The 18,896-nt window shown below is 41.4% G+C and carries 16 protein-coding genes, 2 tRNA genes and 1 pseudogene; 6 read left to right on the top strand and 13 right to left on the bottom strand.

Annotated elements, in window-relative coordinates:
• Positions 1 to 116 precede the first annotated feature (116 nt).
• The 4 genes and pseudogenes from pgsA to QUD85_RS07585 all read right to left on the bottom strand — a co-directional run bounded on the left by pgsA (position 117) and on the right by QUD85_RS07585 (position 3,605).
• Positions 117 to 701 carry a CDP-diacylglycerol--glycerol-3-phosphate 3-phosphatidyltransferase gene (pgsA, locus tag QUD85_RS07600; RefSeq protein ID WP_093329094.1) on the bottom strand — a complete coding sequence of 195 codons (585 nt, stop codon included), beginning with the start codon at positions 699 to 701 and terminating at the stop codon, positions 117 to 119.
• 96 nt (positions 702 to 797) lie between these two features.
• Entirely contained in the window at positions 798 to 2,654 is a 1,857-nt protein-coding gene (gene uvrC, locus QUD85_RS07595; RefSeq protein WP_093328773.1) for an excinuclease ABC subunit UvrC, read from the bottom strand.
• A 3-nt stretch (positions 2,655 to 2,657) separates the two neighbouring features.
• Positions 2,658 to 3,292 (bottom strand): annotated as a pseudogene (gene uvrY / locus QUD85_RS07590) (UvrY/SirA/GacA family response regulator transcription factor).
• A 52-nt stretch (positions 3,293 to 3,344) separates the two neighbouring features.
• The gene (locus tag QUD85_RS07585; protein WP_093328774.1) at positions 3,345 to 3,605 is read right to left on the bottom strand and encodes a hypothetical protein; all 261 of its coding nucleotides are present in this window, start codon (positions 3,603 to 3,605) and stop codon (positions 3,345 to 3,347) included.
• Between the two features lie 170 nt (positions 3,606 to 3,775).
• Between QUD85_RS07585 and fabA the strand changes: the two genes are divergently transcribed.
• Together fabA and QUD85_RS07575 are read left to right on the top strand one after the other, a co-directional pair.
• Positions 3,776 to 4,291, top strand: coding sequence for a bifunctional 3-hydroxydecanoyl-ACP dehydratase/trans-2-decenoyl-ACP isomerase (gene fabA / locus QUD85_RS07580; protein ID WP_093328776.1), 516 nt, complete (start codon positions 3,776 to 3,778; stop codon positions 4,289 to 4,291).
• A 234-nt stretch (positions 4,292 to 4,525) separates the two neighbouring features.
• Positions 4,526 to 6,112: an AbgT family transporter gene (locus QUD85_RS07575; RefSeq protein ID WP_093328777.1), complete on the top strand. Its 1,587-nt coding sequence runs from the start codon at positions 4,526 to 4,528 to the stop codon at positions 6,110 to 6,112.
• A gap of 30 nt (positions 6,113 to 6,142) precedes the next feature.
• Here the strand turns inward: QUD85_RS07575 and QUD85_RS07570 are convergent, their stop codons facing one another.
• From QUD85_RS07570 to rlmKL, 5 genes are all read right to left on the bottom strand, one after another.
• The gene (locus tag QUD85_RS07570) at positions 6,143 to 7,435 is read right to left on the bottom strand and encodes a ferredoxin reductase family protein (RefSeq protein ID WP_218139587.1); all 1,293 of its coding nucleotides are present in this window, start codon (positions 7,433 to 7,435) and stop codon (positions 6,143 to 6,145) included.
• A gap of 157 nt (positions 7,436 to 7,592) precedes the next feature.
• The gene (locus QUD85_RS07565) at positions 7,593 to 9,416 is read right to left on the bottom strand and encodes a DUF3466 family protein (RefSeq protein ID WP_093328780.1); all 1,824 of its coding nucleotides are present in this window, start codon (positions 9,414 to 9,416) and stop codon (positions 7,593 to 7,595) included.
• 16 nt (positions 9,417 to 9,432) lie between these two features.
• Entirely contained in the window at positions 9,433 to 11,352 is a 1,920-nt protein-coding gene (gene uup / locus QUD85_RS07560; RefSeq protein ID WP_093328782.1) for an ATP-binding cassette ATPase Uup, read from the bottom strand.
• Between the two features lie 2 nt (positions 11,353 to 11,354).
• Positions 11,355 to 11,582, bottom strand: coding sequence for a glutaredoxin family protein (locus QUD85_RS07555; protein WP_093328783.1), 228 nt, complete (start codon positions 11,580 to 11,582; stop codon positions 11,355 to 11,357).
• A 2-nt stretch (positions 11,583 to 11,584) separates the two neighbouring features.
• On the bottom strand, positions 11,585 to 13,711 hold the full coding sequence (gene rlmKL, locus QUD85_RS07550; RefSeq protein WP_093328785.1) for a bifunctional 23S rRNA (guanine(2069)-N(7))-methyltransferase RlmK/23S rRNA (guanine(2445)-N(2))-methyltransferase RlmL: 2,127 nt from the start codon (positions 13,709 to 13,711) through the stop codon (positions 11,585 to 11,587).
• 340 nt (positions 13,712 to 14,051) lie between these two features.
• Here rlmKL and QUD85_RS07545 point away from each other — a divergent pair.
• Together QUD85_RS07545 and QUD85_RS07540 are read left to right on the top strand one after the other, a co-directional pair.
• Positions 14,052 to 14,128: transfer RNA gene (locus QUD85_RS07545), tRNA-Met, on the top strand.
• 210 nt (positions 14,129 to 14,338) lie between these two features.
• A tRNA-Met gene (locus tag QUD85_RS07540) sits at positions 14,339 to 14,415 on the top strand.
• Between the two features lie 300 nt (positions 14,416 to 14,715).
• On the opposite strand, the gene QUD85_RS07535 is transcribed toward QUD85_RS07540, so the two are convergent.
• Positions 14,716 to 15,651 (bottom strand): carbon-nitrogen hydrolase family protein, encoded by a 936-nt coding sequence (locus QUD85_RS07535; RefSeq protein ID WP_093328786.1) that lies wholly within the window; start codon positions 15,649 to 15,651, stop codon positions 14,716 to 14,718.
• 122 nt (positions 15,652 to 15,773) lie between these two features.
• Between QUD85_RS07535 and QUD85_RS07530 the strand changes: the two genes are divergently transcribed.
• Positions 15,774 to 15,992 (top strand): DUF1653 domain-containing protein, encoded by a 219-nt coding sequence (locus QUD85_RS07530; RefSeq protein ID WP_093328788.1) that lies wholly within the window; start codon positions 15,774 to 15,776, stop codon positions 15,990 to 15,992.
• Positions 15,993 to 16,000: 8 nt separating this feature from the next.
• Here QUD85_RS07530 and QUD85_RS07525 read toward each other — a convergent pair whose 3' ends face one another.
• On the bottom strand, positions 16,001 to 16,966 hold the full coding sequence (locus tag QUD85_RS07525) for an NAD(P)H-quinone oxidoreductase (protein ID WP_093328789.1): 966 nt from the start codon (positions 16,964 to 16,966) through the stop codon (positions 16,001 to 16,003).
• A 26-nt stretch (positions 16,967 to 16,992) separates the two neighbouring features.
• Positions 16,993 to 17,262, bottom strand: a complete 270-nt coding sequence (locus tag QUD85_RS07520; RefSeq protein ID WP_093328791.1) for an acylphosphatase — start codon at positions 17,260 to 17,262, stop codon at positions 16,993 to 16,995.
• Positions 17,263 to 17,355: 93 nt separating this feature from the next.
• On the opposite strand from QUD85_RS07520, the gene QUD85_RS07515 reads away from it, so the two are divergent.
• Positions 17,356 to 18,546 carry a class I SAM-dependent methyltransferase gene (locus QUD85_RS07515; RefSeq protein WP_093328793.1) on the top strand — a complete coding sequence of 397 codons (1,191 nt, stop codon included), beginning with the start codon at positions 17,356 to 17,358 and terminating at the stop codon, positions 18,544 to 18,546.
• A 51-nt stretch (positions 18,547 to 18,597) separates the two neighbouring features.
• Here QUD85_RS07515 and QUD85_RS07510 read toward each other — a convergent pair whose 3' ends face one another.
• A complete protein-coding gene (locus QUD85_RS07510; protein ID WP_093328795.1) occupies positions 18,598 to 18,894 on the bottom strand; it encodes a hypothetical protein in 297 nt (98 codons plus the stop codon).
• Between the last annotated feature and the right edge of the window lie 2 nt (positions 18,895 to 18,896).

Below are 18,896 nucleotides of genomic sequence, written 5' to 3'. Positions count from 1 at the left end.
CATTGAATTAGTTCTGAGTCAACAATAAAAGTTTAATTTTTTTCTGTTCGGTTAAAAAGTAACAAATATGCTGAAAATTTAACAGCTTTTCGTTAAATTTGTCGCTTTTTTAACCCCTATTTTTTAGACATTAATTCTGGCCACGCTGCTTTTAAATAGCTGATTAATGACCAAATAGTTAAAACGGTTGCCACTGCATAAAAAATCCATGCCGCAACATTTAAAATAATATGAGGAAAATCAAATAGAACTAAGGGTACGTCGTAATCTGGATACCAAATTAGGCCCATAATACCTAGCATCTGACACGCTGTTTTCCACTTACCCATATTAGATACAGCAATAACGTCACGTACACCACGTGAAGACATAAATTCTCGCAATGCACTCACTAAAATTTCTCTAGAGATAATAATGGCGGCAGGCACTGTGACATACCACTGCCCATAATGCTCTGAAATCATTACCAGCGAGCACACCACCATCAATTTATCTGCTACTGGATCAATAAATGCACCAAAAGGTGAAGATTGATTAAGTCGACGAGCTAAATAGCCATCAAGGCCATCAGAAACTGAAGCAAGCCAGAACACGGCGAATGCGCCAAATTGGTTCCAACTGATTGGTAAATAAAATATAACCACGAAAACGGGAATTAAAATTATTCTAAAAACTGTTATTTGATTTGGGATAGTCCACATATTTTTATACACGCTCATTATTAATGACTGTTAGGCGTGACTTGCTTAATGCAAGTACTACTTATTATTGCGAAAATATTCTATACGCTTTTGACACTAATTGTCATGTAAAGCGTCGTAAATCGTTTGCGCAAGTTGCTTACTGATACCAGGCACCTTCTCCAAGGTAATGATATCCGCTTGTTTTACTTCTTGAAGCCCACCTAGGTATTTAAGCAATGCTTGGCGTTTCTTTGCGCCAATACCTGGAATGTTCTCAAGTGACGATTTGTTTGCTTGCTTTTGTCGTTTAGCTCTATGCCCTGCTATAGCGAATCGATGTGACTCGTCTCTTATATGTTGTACAAGATGAAGTGCCGGCGATGTAGAAGGCAAATTAATCAGCTGATGGCTTCCTGCCATTATTAAGGTTTCAAGCCCAGGCTTTCTGGACTCACCTTTGGCAACACCTATTAACAATGGTATTTCGTCTATGGGTAACTGCGCAAAAAATTGTTCTGCTTTAGCCAACTGCCCTTTACCGCCGTCAATAAACACGATGTCGGGTAAATTTACATCATTTGTTTTGCTAGCTTTGCCGTAACGTTTGTTTAATGCAAAAGCCATAGCAGCGTAATCATCGCCAGGAGTAATGCCAACGACATTGTATCGCCGATAGTCACTTTTGAGAGGTCCTTCTTTATTGAATACTACACATGACGCAATCGTTTGTTGCCCCATGGTATGGCTAATATCAAAACATTCAAGGCGATTGATACCTTGAGGTAGCTCAAAGACTTCATTTAATGCGTCAAAGCGTGCCAACATCGATTCTTTGTGGCTGTTTTTGCTCTTTAACGCTTGCTGGGCATTAGTATTAGCAAGTTTTAGATATTGCGCTCGCTCAGTTTTTACTGACTGTGACAGTTTTACTTTTCTACCTGCTGCTTTATCTAACAAGCCTTTAATTGTGTCTAGATCTTCGGCTTCATTGCTATCTATTTCGCCAATCACTATTTCCTTGGGAATACTCGATTGAATTAAGTCCCCTGTTAAATAATGCTGTCCGATAAAGGCAAGCAATACTTGGCTATCGCTTGTTTCAGCAGGAATGCTCGGAAAATAACTTTTTGAACCTAAGATTTTTTGGTCGCGGATAAACAATAAATGGATACATATTTGAGATTTCTCGCGATAAAAACCAACAATATCGAGTTCAGAGGCGATGCCACTAACAAACTGCTGCTGTTGTACTTTTCGTAATGTGGCGATTTGATCACGATATTTTGCTGCCTGTTCAAACTGTAATTCTGTACTAGCAACTTCCATCTTTTCTACGAGTCGATCAATAACCTCTGAATCTTTCCCTCTCAAGAACAGCTTGGCTAGCTTTACTTGCTCAGTGTAATCATTATCCGATATTTTACTGACACATGGAGCACTACATCGCCCTAGTTGGTACTGCAGACATGGCCTGCTGCGAGCACGATAGTAACTGTCTTCACACTGGCGAATGGGAAAGAGTTTTTGCATTAAGCGTAAGCTTTCCCAGACGGCGCCTACCGTTGGGTAAGGCCCGAAATACTCGCCTTTAATCTTTCTACCACCGCGGTGCAGACCCAATTTGGGGTGGCGATGATCGGTAATCAGTAAATAAGGGTACGATTTATCATCGCGGAGTAAGATGTTATATTTAGGTTTATAGCGCTTGATATAGTTGTTTTCGAGTATCAACGCTTCACCTTCTGTATGGGTAACCGTCACGTCAATTGCCCGAATTTGAGCAACAAGCGCCTGAGTTTTTACACTGCCAACATCTTTACGAAAGTAGCTGGCTAAGCGTTTTTTTAACTGCTTCGCTTTACCTACATAAATAACTTGTTGGTGCTCATCGTACATACGATAAACACCACTCTGATCAGACACAGATTTTAGAAAGGCTTTGGCGTCAAATTGAGGGGTTAAACTAGACACAAGTTATAGTTTTTCCGTATTTAACATGCCGTGTCTAATTGCTAGATGGGTTAGCTCAACATCGTTACTGACATTAAGCTTTTCAAACATTCTATAGCGGTAACTGTTGATTGTTTTAGTACTAAGCATCAGCTGCTCAGAAATATCAGGCACCTTTTCACCACGCGTGATCATAAACATAATCTGTAGTTCACGTTCAGACAGCGCATTAAATGGGTTTTCTTCAGGTGATTTGAATTGATTTAGCGCCATTTGCTGAGCTACGTCTGGCGTTATGTAGCGTTTACCGCTCTTACCGCATTAATCATTTCTTCAGGTCCCGCGCTTTTTGTTAGATAGCCGGCTGCGCCAATTTGCATAACTTTTGTAGGAATTGGATCTTCGCTGTGCACGGTTAACACAATAATTTTTACATCTGGTGAATAACGTATGATACGTTTTGTTGCTTCTAAGCCGCCAATACCAGGCATTTGAATGTCCATAAGCACTACATCAGGTTCTTCCTTACGGCAAAACTGCACAGCTTCTTCACCTGAACACACTTCGCCTATGACAGAAAAGCCTTTTACATCTTGTAAAATACGTCTAATGCCCGTTCTGACTAATTCATGGTCATCCACTAACAATACTTTAATCACGCGAATTCCTTATTACTTCTTATTTGTCCACATCGCTTTTTCGTTTATCTTACTACAAGTCGTTTTCATTGAGCCAATTATTCAATAGCCCTATTTGACCATTCTTATAAGCTGCATAGGTTAGCCGAATAGCATTACTCAGAATAATACTATCGGACCAGCCAGTTTGCTCTTGAATGAGTTCGTAGCAGGTTAAGGCTTCTTTAGTTAAATAGCCTCGCATTTCCTTCTTGCCTTTAGCTTTTTGACGCTCTCGGTAGCGTTGCTGTTTTTCGGCGTTAGTTAATGCGTGTTTTTTGCTCTCTTCTGTCATATATCCCTCCATTTCTGCCATGCATATGGTTACGCATAACCAAAATTAAAGCAAATATAATCGTGTTTGCACAATATTTATGCGCTTTAACACACTCATCCGACTTGTTTAGCGTACAAGTGTACACTAAAATGGCGACCCGAAAATAATCATCTATAAAGACTATAAATATGACTAAAGCATCGTCATTTACGAAAGAAGATCTCATTAAAGCTGGCACAGGTGAAATGTTTGGACCTGGCAATAGCCATTTGCCTTCAGGCAATATGCTTATGATGGATCGCATTATATCGATTACGGAAGAAGGTGGTAAATACGGTAAAGGCGAAATTATCGCTGAACTTGATATCAACCCTGACCTTTGGTTCTTTGAATGCCACTTTACAGATGATCCTGTAATGCCAGGCTGCCTTGGCTTAGACGCTATGTGGCAACTTGTTGGTTTTTACCTTGCTTGGTCAGGTGGACCTGGTTTAGGTCGTGCATTAGGTGTGGGCGAAGTGAAGTTCACTGGCCAAATATTACCTACCGCTAAAAAAGTTACCTATAAAATCGACTTGAAACGTGTAATCAAACGCAAGCTATTCATGGGTATTGCTGACGGTACGGTTTCAGTCGATGGCAAAGAGATATATGCAGCGACTGACTTAAAAGTAGGCTTGTTCACTGATACAAGCAGCTTCTAACTCAGCTGAATACGCTCAATATTTTTATAAAAGCCTCAACTTTTGAGGCTTTTTTTATGAATAACGTATTGTCATTGAGCGCTTATATTCGCTCGCAAATCTTTACAAACCTTTTGCAAAGGAATCACCTAAAACAGCGAGTAAACCTAGTGCCAAAAGCGCTGCTATGGTATCTTGCTTTCCTTATTAAAACATCATTATTGCATATCGCAGTCCAAACGAAGGAATTTGGCTATGACAAATACGGCTATGCCCAATACCAATAATAATAAAGGCTTGTTTAACCGTTTCTTATCTACGGTAGAATTTTTTGGAAACCTACTTCCGCACCCCATCACACTATTCGCCATTTTTTGTGTCGCTATCATTGTATTTTCAGGTATTGCAGATTACTTTGGCTTAACCGCTATAGATCCTAGACCTGTTGGCGCCAAAGGTAGAGAAGAAGATGGCATAATCGAAGTAGTCAGCTTACTTAGTGCTGAAGGCCTTCAACGCATTATGACGGGGCTAGTTACTAACTTCACTGGTTTCGCGCCATTGGGCACTGTGTTAGTAGCTTTGCTAGGTGTAAGTGTTGCTGAGCATTCTGGTTTACTTTCTGCTGCGATGCGAGGCATGGTGATGGGCGCTTCTAAGCGTTTAGTTACCTTTGCGGTTGTCTTTGCCGCGATTTTATCTAATACAGCGTCAGAATTAGGTTATGTGGTGTTAATCCCGCTAGCTGCCATGATATTCCACAGTTTAGGCAGACACCCGTTAGCAGGTCTTGCAGCTGCATTTGCCGGTGTTTCTGGGGGTTATAGCGCCAACCTATTACTTGGCACCATTGACCCACTCCTTGCTGGTATCACCACGCCTGCGGCTCAAATGATAGATCCGAGCTATGAAGTAGGCCCTGAGGCTAACTATTACTTCATGTTTGCCTCTGTGTTTATGATCGCGATATTAGGCACACTAATTACAGAAAAAATTGTCGAGCCGCGTTTAGGCAAATACAACGACAGTGAAGCGTCTGAAGATTTGTCAGGAAACAAAGTAGAACACTTAACCGCACTAGAGAAAAAGGGCTTAAAATGGGCCGGCATTGCATTTTTACTTACCTGCGCCGTGCTTGCATTAACGATTGTGCCTGAAAACGGTATTTTAAGGCACCCAGAAACCGGCAAAGTGACTGGCTCTCCTTTCTTGAAAGGTATTGTTGTTATTATCTTTATCACCTTTTCTATTCCTGGATTTGTCTATGGCCGTGTTGTAGGCACCATGAAAAACGATAAAGATGTGATTGACGCAATGTCTAAAAGCATGAGCTCTATGGGCATGTACATTGTCTTAGTGTTTTTTGCTGCTCAATTTGTTGCCTTTTTTAAGTGGACAAACTTAGGCACGATTTTAGCGGTTAATGGTGCGGATTTGTTGCAAGCACTGAGCCTAACGGGGCCAGAAATATTTGTCTTCTTTATCTTTATGTGTGCTGTGATTAACCTAAGCTTAGGCTCGAGCTCTGCTCAATGGGCAGCGACTGCACCTATTTTTGTCCCTATGTTAATGCTTGTAGGCTACGCACCTGAAACCATTCAAGCGGCTTATCGTATTGGAGACTCGGTCACCAACCTGATAACCCCGATGATGAGTTATTTTGGCCTGATCCTAGCTGTAGCAAGTAAGTACAAAAAAGATATGGGCATAGGTACCCTTGTTGCCACCATGTTGCCATATAGTATGATCTTCTTTGTTGGCTGGGTGATTCTGTTTTACGTCTGGGTATTTGCTCTTGGATTACCTGTAGGACCGGGCTCTGCCACTTACTACACGCCTTAATATCAATAAAGCCACCGCTAGGTGGCTTTTTTATCTCATATCAAATAGTTCTTGATGAAACTCTATCTTACGCTCGCTTTGTTTTGATAATGCATCTTTTATCTGTTTACCAAACAATGCTGGGCCGCAAAACCAAACACTAGCCTGCTGCCAGTCTTCCACGTGCTCTGTGACAAAGTCGGCAGTAAAACGCCCTTTTTCGCTGCTATCGTAAACAATTAAACGAATGTTCCCCTGTAGTGCGTCTTCTTTTAGTTTTTCTACCGCTTGCTGATCATATTGTTTAGTCACGTAAAACAAAGTAACGGGTAAATCACTGGGTTTTAACGCTCGCTCTTTCATTTTGGCTATAAAGGGGGTTATACCTATGCCACCTGCTATCCAAATTTGCTTTGGTGCGGGGCTTACAAAGTCAAAATAGCCATACGGCCCTTCGATAGTAACGGGCATACCTACGGTCAAATAATCAGGCAGTTTCTTAGTCCAATCACCTAACGTTTTTACTACAAAGGATAACTCTTGTTCTTGCTCATTCCAGGCAGACGCAATGGTATAAGGATGTGCGCCTTCTTTTTGATTAGAGGTAACAAATGCAAATTGTCCTGCTTTGTGCCCTGCCCATCCAGTGTCTAGCAATACAGTTCCTTGAATAGCCTTAACACCAGGATACGCAGTTAAACTAATTATTTTTCCTTCAACTTTGCGCGCCTTACCTACTTTGTTGAACAAGACTAAAATGCAGCCAAGCGTGGCTAACAACATAACCAACAAGCAAAGCCAGCCAAAAAAGGTTGACCAATAGTCAAATTTAAACAACACAATACTGTGAAAGACCAGCGGAAGAAAAAGAATGGCTAACCATTTGTGGCTTTTTCTAAACAGATGGTAAGGAAACCATTTAACCAGCGCCAACACAATCAATGCTACCGATAAGTAAAAGCCCCATTCGCCTAGATCTTTGGCTAGATGCTTATACGACTTTAACGTAGCTTCTACACTAGAAATTGCCTCTTCCGAATGATGATGAGCAGGCTTTACTAAAACCCCTGCTTTAACAAGCCATTTGGCACCTTCAACTGCTAACCAGTGTAATACTGAAAATGAAAGCGCAATTATTCCCATCCATTTATGCAATCTGTACGATTTATCGAGTCCGCCGAGTGCTTTTTCCGCAATGGCTAATCTAATCGACAATAATATCGCGATGCTCATCGCTAAGATGGCGACTATACCTGTGAACTGAATAAAGACTTTACGAAAACTAAAAAAAGTAAAAGGCTGCGGCGCTAAGGTATCAATCGATAAAAAAAGTGGGATCGACAACAATAAAAACAGCCCGCATATCAGCCACACCTTGCCCATTTGTTTCGCTCACGTTTGCCCCTGATACTATTAGCCTAGTTGAAGCGAATAAAATTGCGAACAAACAAAAAAGCCTTTCTAAAAAGAAAGGCTTTTATTTAAGAAATTAAGCGTGTTGTTACTTGAACAGTCTGCGTCTAATAGCAAATAAAGACAACATAAACGTTGCTAGAATGCCCATACCGGCACCTTGACGTTCATATTTTTCATCATCTTGGGCACAGTCTTCAATTTCACCATCGGTTGTTTGCAGGTATACCGCGCGTAAAACGTCATCAAAGACACCTTCAACTGGCTCACCTTTGGCATCTAAACGTGGTGCTTTAATCAGTGCTGTTGCTGAAATACCGCCGTTATCGTCGATATCTCGAGCTTCAACTATGGTGTAGTCTAAACGCTGCTCACAAGACAATAAATCATTCACATTAGTAAAGGTGTCTGACTCAATATCGTATAAAAACGCATTGCGTCGACGTTGTTTTTGTCCACCACTGTCATTATGAAATTCTACTTCACCTTCACCGACAACTTGGCCGTGAATGTTAATAGCACGTGCTGTACTAGCAGAGCCGACGAAAAAGTCTTTTGGCATAACAAGTGTTGGTTGTTCTTCGTTGGTATCAACATAATAAAAGCTGGTACGAATTGAACCATTAACCCAATGTGACGTATGCCCTACAGCAATGCCATTGTCGTTAATGTCATACGCGCGCGAGTTAAAGTACTCTGCCTTATTTTCGTTAAAATCTAGCACTTTACCATCACGATACACAACAGCATACAATTGCGTAATATCACGCGGGCCCGTTCTGTTGTCGTTAAACCAACCTTCAGCATAACCTACCGCTACACCCGACGAGTTTACCTTTTGTGCGTAGCTAACAAACGAACGTAAGTCATCTTCGTCTTGTTCGGTAATAAGCTTACCTAATAACTCTACTTCGGTGGTGCCACTAACAGGGTCTATAGTCCACTTTGTAGCTTCTGTTGAATAAGCGGTGCTTAGCAATATCGTTTCAACACAAACTTCAAACGGGATCAGGTTAAGGCTATCTGGGTTTTTACAGCCAATCTGCGACTGACCGTTAATCTCAACAAAATCGTCAGATTCTATTACTTCTAATACGGTTTCATTAATTTCAGTACTTGCGTAACCTACCGCAATCTGAGCGTCATCGTTATAATCTGATACTGCAGATATACCACCATAGGTTTGATCAAAAGGTCTTACTGGAATTAAATCACCTGATGGTGAGTATAAATAACCACGCGTAATGAAACCGTCTTCACCATCGAGTGCGAATTCCTTAACAAACATGGTACGCGTGACAGATTCTACAACATCACCATTTTCATCATAAACTTCAGTCGTGTGGTCAATCGGTACATATGGAGAAGATGCTGTGCCATATAACCAGCTGCCATTTGAAATACCATTGACATAATCAGTCGTAGAGCGAGTTAAATCACCAGTACCTTCAAATACTTTGTCAAAAACCGCTATTTCTTCTGTTGTACTGCCCGCGCCTGCATTGTACATAGCTACAACGGCACCGACTTTTTGAAAAAGTGGATTACTAGCATTCGCGTTTAGATATAGCACAGTCCACGCTAAATCATTCGCTGTTGGGTTGCCTGCTTTTAACGCTTCAAAGTCTTCTATCGGCTCTAAATCGCGACTTAAAATAGCGTTGCTTTGCGCATACAGAAATATCAAATCAAACGTGGCATCAGAGATATATTCGAACTGCACTGGAAAGTTTAAAATGTTGGTTCCGGATATCGCCATTTCGCCCGCATTGTTGGACGCTTGACCATAGGTAAATTTAACGCCATTAACTTCGCCTTTATCGACAACCGTATATTTTGCGGCATTAGCTGCTGAGAAACACAAGGTACTTAGAATACTTGCGGCTAATACTGACTTGGTAAACTTCTTCATTTACAACTAACTCTCACTACTTTAATTCGTCTAATTCCTGCCATCTTTCATAGGCAGCTTCCAGCTTTGACTCTGTTTCGGCGAGCTGGTTCAATTTTTCGTTGGTAATATCAGCACTTTGAGCAAAAAACTCTGGCGTATTTACCTCTTCCTGCAACTGTTCTAGTTCAGATTCTAACGTTTCTATTAGTTCCGGCAGTGCCGCTAATTCTCGAGAATCTTTATAAGATAACTTTTTCTTAACAAGGTTGCTGTTACGACTTTGTTCCTTATCGTTTTTCTTAGCAGCCTTTTCTTTTGTCTGACCGACAGATTTTAACGCGGCTTCTTTTGCCGCTTTATCTTGCAGATAAGCCGACAAATCATCATATCCACCAACCACTTGGACTAAGTTGCCACTGCCGTCAAAATAAAGACAAGAATTTACACTGTTATTAACAAAGTCTCTATCATGGCTGACTAAAATAACGGTTCCTGCATAATTTGCAACGACTTCTTCCAATAATTCTAAAGTTTCTATGTCTAGATCATTGGTTGGTTCATCTAAAATCAATAAATTAGACGGTTTTAAGAACAATTTAGCCAGTAATAATCGATTTTTTTCACCACCAGAAAGCGCTCTAACAGGTGTGCGAGCACGTTTAGGGCTAAACAGAAAATCCTGTAAATAACCTAGTACATGGCGTGTACGACCATTAAAGCTAACATCTTGTTTGCCGTCGGCTACTGTATCTTGAACCGTTTTATCAGGATCGAGCTGCGCTCTGTGTTGATCAAAATAGGCTATATCTAAATTAACACCAACACGCATTTTACCGCTTGACGGTTGAACCTGTTCGGTCATTAATTTTATAAGCGTTGATTTGCCTGTACCGTTGCCACCAATAAACGCAATGCGATCGCCGCGACTAATCAGAAGGTTTAAATGTTTTAATATGTGTTTTTCACCAAAATTAAGCGATAAGTCCTGCGCTTCGAATACCAACTTTCCTGAGCGCTCGCCTTGCGCGACTTGTATATCGCCTTGATGCTGTAAATCGCGGCGTTGCTTTCGCTCAACACGTAACTTTTCGAGCGCACGTACACGCCCTTCGTTACGCGTTCTTCTAGCCTTTATGCCCTGCCTAATCCACGCCTCTTCTTCTGCTAAACGTTTGTCAAACAGCTTGTTTTGCTCTACTTCAACGTTTAGGTCGTGTTCTTTTTGAGCAAGGTAATCGTCGTAGTTACCAGGGTAACTCTTCAAGATACCGCGATCTAAATCGACGATACGTGTTGCCATACTGCGAATAAATGCCCTATCGTGGCTAATAAATACGATAGTGCCATTGAATTCTTTAAGAAACTGCTCAAGCCAGAGCACACTGTCTATATCAAGATGGTTAGTCGGTTCATCAAGTAATAAAACGTCTGGATTGGTCACCAATGCTTTTGCTAATGCAACTTTTCTTAGCCAACCACCCGATAGTGACGATACTTTAACATCCGCCTGCAAAGACAACCTTGATAGCACTTGTTCAACGCGTTGTTCATCTTGCCAACCATTGGCTTGCTCAAGCTTTCCTTGCAGCGTTGCAAGTTTGTTTAAGTTTGTTTCGTCAGGACTTTCGGCAACCAAGGTGACTAATTTATGGTATTGCTGAATGAGTTCGGCGTTTTCGGCGACGCCTTGAGCAACAAAATCAAATACCGTGATATCAACATGACGCGGCGGATCTTGCTCTAACATAGCAACAGTTACGTCATTGCTAAAGACAAGTTCGCCGTCATCAAGATCCTGATTTTTATTTAATATTTTTAGTAAAGATGATTTACCTGCACCGTTTCGACCCACTAAACACAAGCGCTCATTAGTATTTACTCGAAAGTCAGCATTATCGAGTATCTTAGCGTCACCGTAGGCTAATTCACCTTGCGTAATTCTTATAATTTCCACGCTTATAACACCTTGGCAATCATGCTTTTATCAAACGGCCAATACACAAGTTCTTGTGTCTCTGTATTCTCAAACACGGGAATATGAACGCCAAAACGAGCGACTAGCTGTTCTGATTCAACGATATCGATTACGTTGAGTGTATTTTCACTAATCAATTCACTGATAAGTGCGTGGGCTTGTTCACATAAATGGCAGCCATCGCTGCTATACAATTGATACTTTTTCATTTTTATTTGGTTAATAGCCAGCTGTTGTGAATATGTTTGTTTCGCGCAAAGTCTTTATCTCGTGTTAATTCAGACATAGCTTTAACTTTAAGGCCTAACTGCTCTACTGCTTCGCTATCCATTTTGAAATTACGTTTGTTATTGGTAAACATGATCGTGCCACCGTCATTGAGGCATGTTACCGCATCTTTTAGTAGTTCTACGTGGTCTCTTTGCACATCAAAGGTGTTGTCCATGCGTTTTGAATTTGAAAACGTGGGTGGATCGATAAAAATAAAATCAAAGGTATATTTGCTTTCTTTTAACCAAGTCAGACAGTCCGCTTGTATAAAGCTATACTGACTACCGCTTAACTTATTCAGTTCAAAGTTGTCCTGCGCCCATGACAGGTAGGTATTAGACATATCTACTGTTGTAACGCTTTCTGCGCCATGTAATGCCGCTTGTACAGAGACAGAGCCCGTATATGAAAACAGATTTAACACCGATTTACCTTTCACCATACTGGCCACTATTTGACGCGTTTTTCTGTGATCTAAAAACAGGCCTGTGTCTAAATAATCCCAAAGGTTAACTTTAAGTTTTGCGCCGTATTCATTAACCGTAATAAATCGTTCTTTCTTCTCAACACGTTGATACTGGTTGCGTCCCTTTTGCTTGGCGCGCGTTTTTAAAACGACATCGCTCGGGGGTATATCTAGTATTTTAGGTACCCAGAACAACACTTCTTGTAAACGCTTCGCGACTTTCTCTGGCGCTATTTTACTTGGCGCTTGATACTCTGATACAACCGCATATTCATTGTATATATCGACAGCAACATTATATTCTGGAATATCGGCGTCATAAGCTCGATAACAAGTAATTTGTTCTTTCTTGAGCCAGCTTTTAAGTTGTTTTAAGTTTTTCTTTAAACGATTAGAAAACGCGGACTCTGCAAATGAGGTGTTTTGCTCTTGGGCAGCAGCTTCTTTAGCAAATTGCTTTTCGTCTAGTTTGTAGGTGGCAAGTTGGCAATCAAGAGGGCCATTTTTAAACTTGTATCGTTTATGACTCGCTAATTTTAATAGATTTAAAAGTTCGACGTTGGCGGTAAAGATAGCGATATTCCAATCTTTAAATCGAGATTTAAACAATGTACCTAGTGATGAAAAGGTATCTACTAATTCAGGTAAATCACCAATACGTTCACCATATGGCGGATTAAACACCATGAAGCCGCGCTCGCCATACTTATTCACAAGTTTACTAGCGTCGCTGGTAGTCACTTTGATGAATTGCGCTAAGCCTGCGTTAGCAATATTGCGCTCTGCCTCTTTTAAAACGCGCGAGTCTGAATCACTGCCATAAACAGCGAAAGACTTTTCTTCGCCATTATCTTGGCTTTGTTGCTTAACTTGGTTACGTACCGCTTCCCAAGTATCTTCTTGATGGTGCTTCCAACTATCAAACCCCCAGAACATGCGGTTTAAGCCTGGTGCTTGTCTTAACGCCATTGAGGCAGCTTCGATAATAATAGTGCCCGAACCACACATTGGATCAAGCAATGGTAACGATGTGTCTTCCAACCAACCACTGCGCAGTATGATAGCGGCTGCCAAGTTTTCTTTCAGCGGTGCCGCACCCGTTTTAAAGCGATAGCCACGTTGAAACAAGCTTCTGCCTGAGAAATCAACAAAGAAAGTAACTTGTTGTTTGAGCAAACGAGCTTGAATTCGTATTTCTGGCTCATGCTTGTCTACATTCGGGCGACTGTCGCCACGGTCAACAAAGTAATCGACGATCGCATCTTTAACCGTAAGTGCGCCAAACTGGCTGTTGCGTAATTCCCTGTTGGTACCTACAAAGTCAATTGCAAAGGTATTGTGGGCGCCAAAATGCGATTGCCAATCAATCGCTAACGCTGAGGTAAATAATGCTTGTTTATCTTGAGCTGGGCCCTCACCTATTTTGGCTAAAACACGTGTAGCTAGGCGTGTCCACAATACAATATGGTATGCCTGTTCTAAGCTAGCCTCAAAATAAACACCTTCTGGCTTTTGAACAACCTGCTCAGCACCTAAATCTTTTAACTCTTGAGCCATCAAGATTTCGATACCTGGGGATGTTAGCGCCAAAAACTGATACATATAATTACCTCACTATGAATAACCGCGCGATTATATCTTATTTATTGATTTAACGTTACTAAGTTTGCTGTTTCTGGTGCAAAATTAATGAAGATTTGACAGATTTTGGTTACAATTAGACCTAACTGCCTAGCAAGTGAGCAGTTAACACTTTTTTTCAGAAAATCGCTTGCAAATTGAATCGGGTGTCATTAAGATACGCCTCGTTTTCAGGGATAACCCTTTAAACAAACATACAGGCGCGGGATGGAGCAGAACGATAAATCGTTAGTCGGACTGCAAATACCACGAAGATGCCGAAGGTCGTCAGTGTAGCGACTATAAATATTGCACATACAGGCGCGGGATGGAGCAGCCTGGTAGCTCGTCGGGCTCATAACCCGAAGGTCGTCAGTTCAAATCTGGCTCCCGCAACCACTTTCCTAGTTATGGGAAATAAAATAAGAATAGCCAGGTTTGGAGTGCACGACCTTGGTCGTCAGTTCCCTCTTTTCAAAATTAGGGGCTCCCGCAACCAATTTCCTAGTTATAGGAAACAAAATAAGAATAACGTTGTTCCTAGTTATGGGAATCAAAACAACAATAGCGGCTCGTGAGCGATGTATTCAACATCAATCACCATTCGGACGCGGGATGGAGCAGCCTGGTAGCTCGTCGGGCTCATAACCCGAAGGTCGTCAGTTCAAATCTGGCTCCCGCAACCAATTCTTTTTATATCAATCCAATACTTTTACTTTGATTTACAGACGACCGATCGTCAGTTCGCTCACACCCAAAACATGGGCTCCCGCAACCAATTCTTTTTTCAAGCATCACAATACCTTGCACATTGATATAAAGACGACCTGTCGTCAGTTCACTCATACCCAAAATATGGGCTCTTGTATCCAATAGTCTATTAAATTTGAAATATAGGCATGGCAAATGTTGCAAACAAAGTGTTTAAAATTCGCCAACGTTCCTTGTCCCTAGCAGCACTGCTGCGCGTCCCCTGTACCGAGGCATTAGCGTTTAAAGTCTACGGGGTCTTGCTTAGCAGTATTTACTGTAAGCTTGAATATATCGGGGCGAGCATAATGGCCACATACATCTAGTGCCCTTTTCGCTATTGCAATGCTATCTATATCAAGCTCAAAAGGCAGAATGCCATGTTCATTTGATATTGGGCCCGCAATACATTCACCAGACGGTGAAAACACGGCAGAATCACCCGCATTTATCCACTCATTATCTTCTGTGTAAAGACCCGCAATATCTGGAATGTCATGGCAGATATCGTCTTTTTTAATAGCAACACCGCAGGTCACCACGTAACACTTGCCCTCTCTGGCAATATGGGACATTGATTTCAACCAATCCTCGCCACTATCATATGTTGGTGCAATATAAAGCTGAATGTCCTGAGCGTACAATGCATAACGCGCTAACGGCATATAGTTTTCCCAACAAATTAAACTACCAAGGTTAACATTGGCCATACTTACCACGTTAAGGCCACTTGCATCACCAAACCCCCAGACCATTCGCTCTGGGTTTGTTGGCATAAGTTTTCTGTGTCGATTGATTACCACGCCTGAATCGTCAATAAGGTAAGTTGTATTGTACAAGGTGCCGCTTGATGCATTGTCCTTATCATGACAACCAAACAGTACGCCAATATTGTGATGTAAACAGCATTGTTTTAGCTGCTCCAACAGTGGTGACTGAGCATGAATTGCTTGTTCAAGTAACTGTTTATGTAAACTAGTATATGTGCCCCAATCGCCGCCTGGCCTTAGTCGCCATATCCAAGCGGGATAGCCACAAATGTGGGCTTCGGGAAATATAGCGAGCTTTGTTTTTTCTTCACTTAACTGTATCAGCGTTTCGCACATTGAATTCACGGTTGCGACGCTATTTAGAAACGTAGGTGTGTGTTGAACAACAGCTATCTTGGTCATAGTGACGTCTCCTTGGTATGCCAAGATAATAACGCCCGTCCTCTTAGCTGAAATTACCCTTATAAATCTAGCTAACTTCCCTTAAAATACAACTCAATCAGTTATGCAATCGGAGATTATTCGTGCAACAACCCATCACACCTGGCAGATATCAACATTTTAAGGGCAACTTTTACCGTGTTTTGTATTTAGCAACACACAGTGAAACAGAGGAAGAATTAGTGATATATCAGCCAGAGTATGGTGAACGAGGCATTTGGGCGCGCCCTCTTTCCATGTTTATGGACACGGTAGAGCGCGATGGCAAAGTTCAGCAACGCTTTATACGCGTATCGGATTGACGAGGAATTTAAATGTGAGCAACTAATTTGCCGAGGTTTTGGTTATGCGCCATAACCTCATGCAACTGTTTCATATCCTGCCAAGCAGCCACTTGGTGCACTGTTGGCTTAAGAACTTGTTGCTCAAACAAAGGTAAACAGCGCTGTTTAAACAAACTAACTAACTCAGTTTTGTATTGATCGCTACGGTTTCTCAAAGTAGACGCCTTAACACTGCCCCGCTTTAACAACAGCTTAGCGATATCGAATTGCTCACAATAGCGCCCTGACAGCATAGCAAGCACGACTATCTCTCCATCGCGAGCTAACAGCTCGACATTGGTGTTCAGCATATTCCCCGCCACAACATCTAATACAAAATCATAGCCAGTGTTGCTAAAACTTGAAGCGGTCGCCAACACATCTTGCTTTGTGTAAACAATGGTATTATCTGCTCCCAATTGCGCGCAATAGTCTGCTTTTGCTTGGCTTGAGACGGAGACAGTTACCTGGCAATTAAACGCTTTGGCTAGTTGAATGGCAGCGCTACCAATGCCACTGGCACCAGCATGTATAAATACATTGCCGCCTTGTTGTAAATTACCAACAATAAAAAAGGCTTGGCATACGGTAAGAAAAGTTTCTGCAATACTGGCTGCCTCTTCATCACTTAAACGATTTGGCTTTTTGATGGCATGTCCTGCATGAATAACAACATACTCCGCATAGCCGCCTCCAGCGACTAAACCAAATACACTTTCGCCTACGGAAAAATCAGTCACGCCTTCGCCAAGTTCAACTACTTCTCCAGATACTTCGAGGCCTGGAATATCAGATTCACCTTTTGGCGGTGGGTATTTTCCTGCAACTTGCAGCAAATCGGCTCTATTTATACCAATCGCGTTTATTTTTACCAACAGTTGACCTGCACCAACGAGTGGCATTGGCCTTTGAGTAAATGAAAGTTGTTTGTTTCTTACTTCTAATGCTTTCACAACATAAACAGCAGTTAAGCTAGTCTCTAACCTATTGAAAAGAAGGGAACAGATTGCCACTCTACTTGTTTAGCGTCAACATTAGAAACTTCAGATTCCTCTGATCCATGCTGTAACCATTCAATCATGTCTTTTACTTGCTGTTCTTCGCCGCACATAAGAACTTCCACGCTTCCATCGTCAAGATTTTTTGCATAGCCGCTTAACTGATGATCTATTGCCTGTTGTTGGGCAGACATTCTAAAATAAACTCCTTGAACGCGACCGGAAACGTTTGCTAAGTAGCTTACTTTCATCGATTAACCTCGCTTATTATTAAATATAAATTTGCACCCTAATTCGGCATTACTTAAAATTTGCGCCATACATCCTTATCTAAGTATAGGCACATGTCAGCAAGAATTTATTTAAATGTTGGTAGAGAAAAATCTTTATTGCGAAAACACCCTTGGATTTTTTCGAAAGCTATCTCAAAAATCAAAGGAAATCCGTCACTTGGCGAAACTGTAGATGTTTTTGATAATAAGGGAAATTGGTTAGCAAAAGGCGCTTTTTCACCACAATCTCAAATCCGAGTCAGGGTTTGGACATTCGATATGCAAGAAGAAATAGATCGCTCCTTCTTCTATCGAAAACTAGAAAACGCGAAAAATCGACGCACATTTTTTATTGAACAAGGTAATTTAACCGGATATCGACTAATCGCAGCAGAGTCGGACGGCCTACCTGGCATTACCATTGATGTTTATGACAATATTATTGTCTGCCAAATGTTAAGTGCAGGCGCTGAATTTCATAAACATACGGTCGTTAATTGTTTAACCGAGCTTTATCCTGAGCACAGCATCTATGAACGTTCTGACGTCGATGTGCGCAAGAAAGAAAGTTTGGAACTAACCACAGGTTGGCTGCATAAGCCACTAGAAACTACGCAAACACAAATTAGCGAATACGGCGTTAACATTCTGGTTGATGTTGAACAAGGTCATAAAACTGGTTTCTATCTTGACCAACGCGAATCGAGACGCGTTGCTGGAACCTACGCCAAAGGTAAAAACGTGTTGAACTGCTTTTCTTACACAGGCACCTTCGCACTGCATTGCGTTAAACAAGGTGCAGCAAAAGTAACCAATGTCGACGTATCGCAAACAGCGCTTGATCTAGCTAAGCAAAATGCCGAATTAAATACGCTCGATTTGTCGAAAATAGACTTTGTTAAAGACGACGTGTTCGCCCTTCTGCGCAAATATAAAAAAGACAACGTAACCTTTGACATGATCGTATTAGATCCGCCAAAGTTTGTGCATTCAAAGGCAGAGCTAACACGCGCTTGTCGCGGGTACAAAGACATTAACATGCTAGCCATGCAGCTGTTGGTACCTAACGGCTTACTACTGACGTTTTCTTGCTCAGGTTTAATGGATGCGAATCTATTCCAAAAAGTGGTTGCTGATGCTGCGTTGGATGCCAAAAGAGAAGCTTTTATCGTTGAGCGCTTGCAACAGGCACCTGACCACCCTATTGCCAGTAATTATCCAGAAGGCTATTACCTAAAAGGCCTTGTGCTACAGGTAAATTAAAAAAGGAGGCGTTTGCCTCCTTTTTTGTGTCTGGTTTTGTTTACTAAACAGCTAAGCAAAACTTAATTTAATAAAGGCGCAACAATAAGCCACGGAAATTAACAACCCTATACACAAAATAGCTTTCTCTTTTACTGTTTGCTGGGGTTTATGTTTAATAACGTGAATTGATCTAATCACTGTACTGGGTATGGTAAGTAGCAAACTTAGAATCGCTGGTAAAATGCCTAAGATAAAACCAAAACCAACCCCTGCATTGTTGGGATCTGAAAACAAAGCGACAAAGGTAAACCAAACTATAGCGATTACAAAGAAGATACTGCCAAGCATTATTGAAAAGATTGCCATGG

The organism is Thalassotalea agarivorans (genome assembly GCF_030295955.1).
GTDB classification, from domain to species: Bacteria; Pseudomonadota; Gammaproteobacteria; order Enterobacterales; family Alteromonadaceae; genus Thalassotalea_D; species Thalassotalea_D agarivorans.
This window is presented reverse-complemented; position numbering and strand designations above follow the sequence as displayed.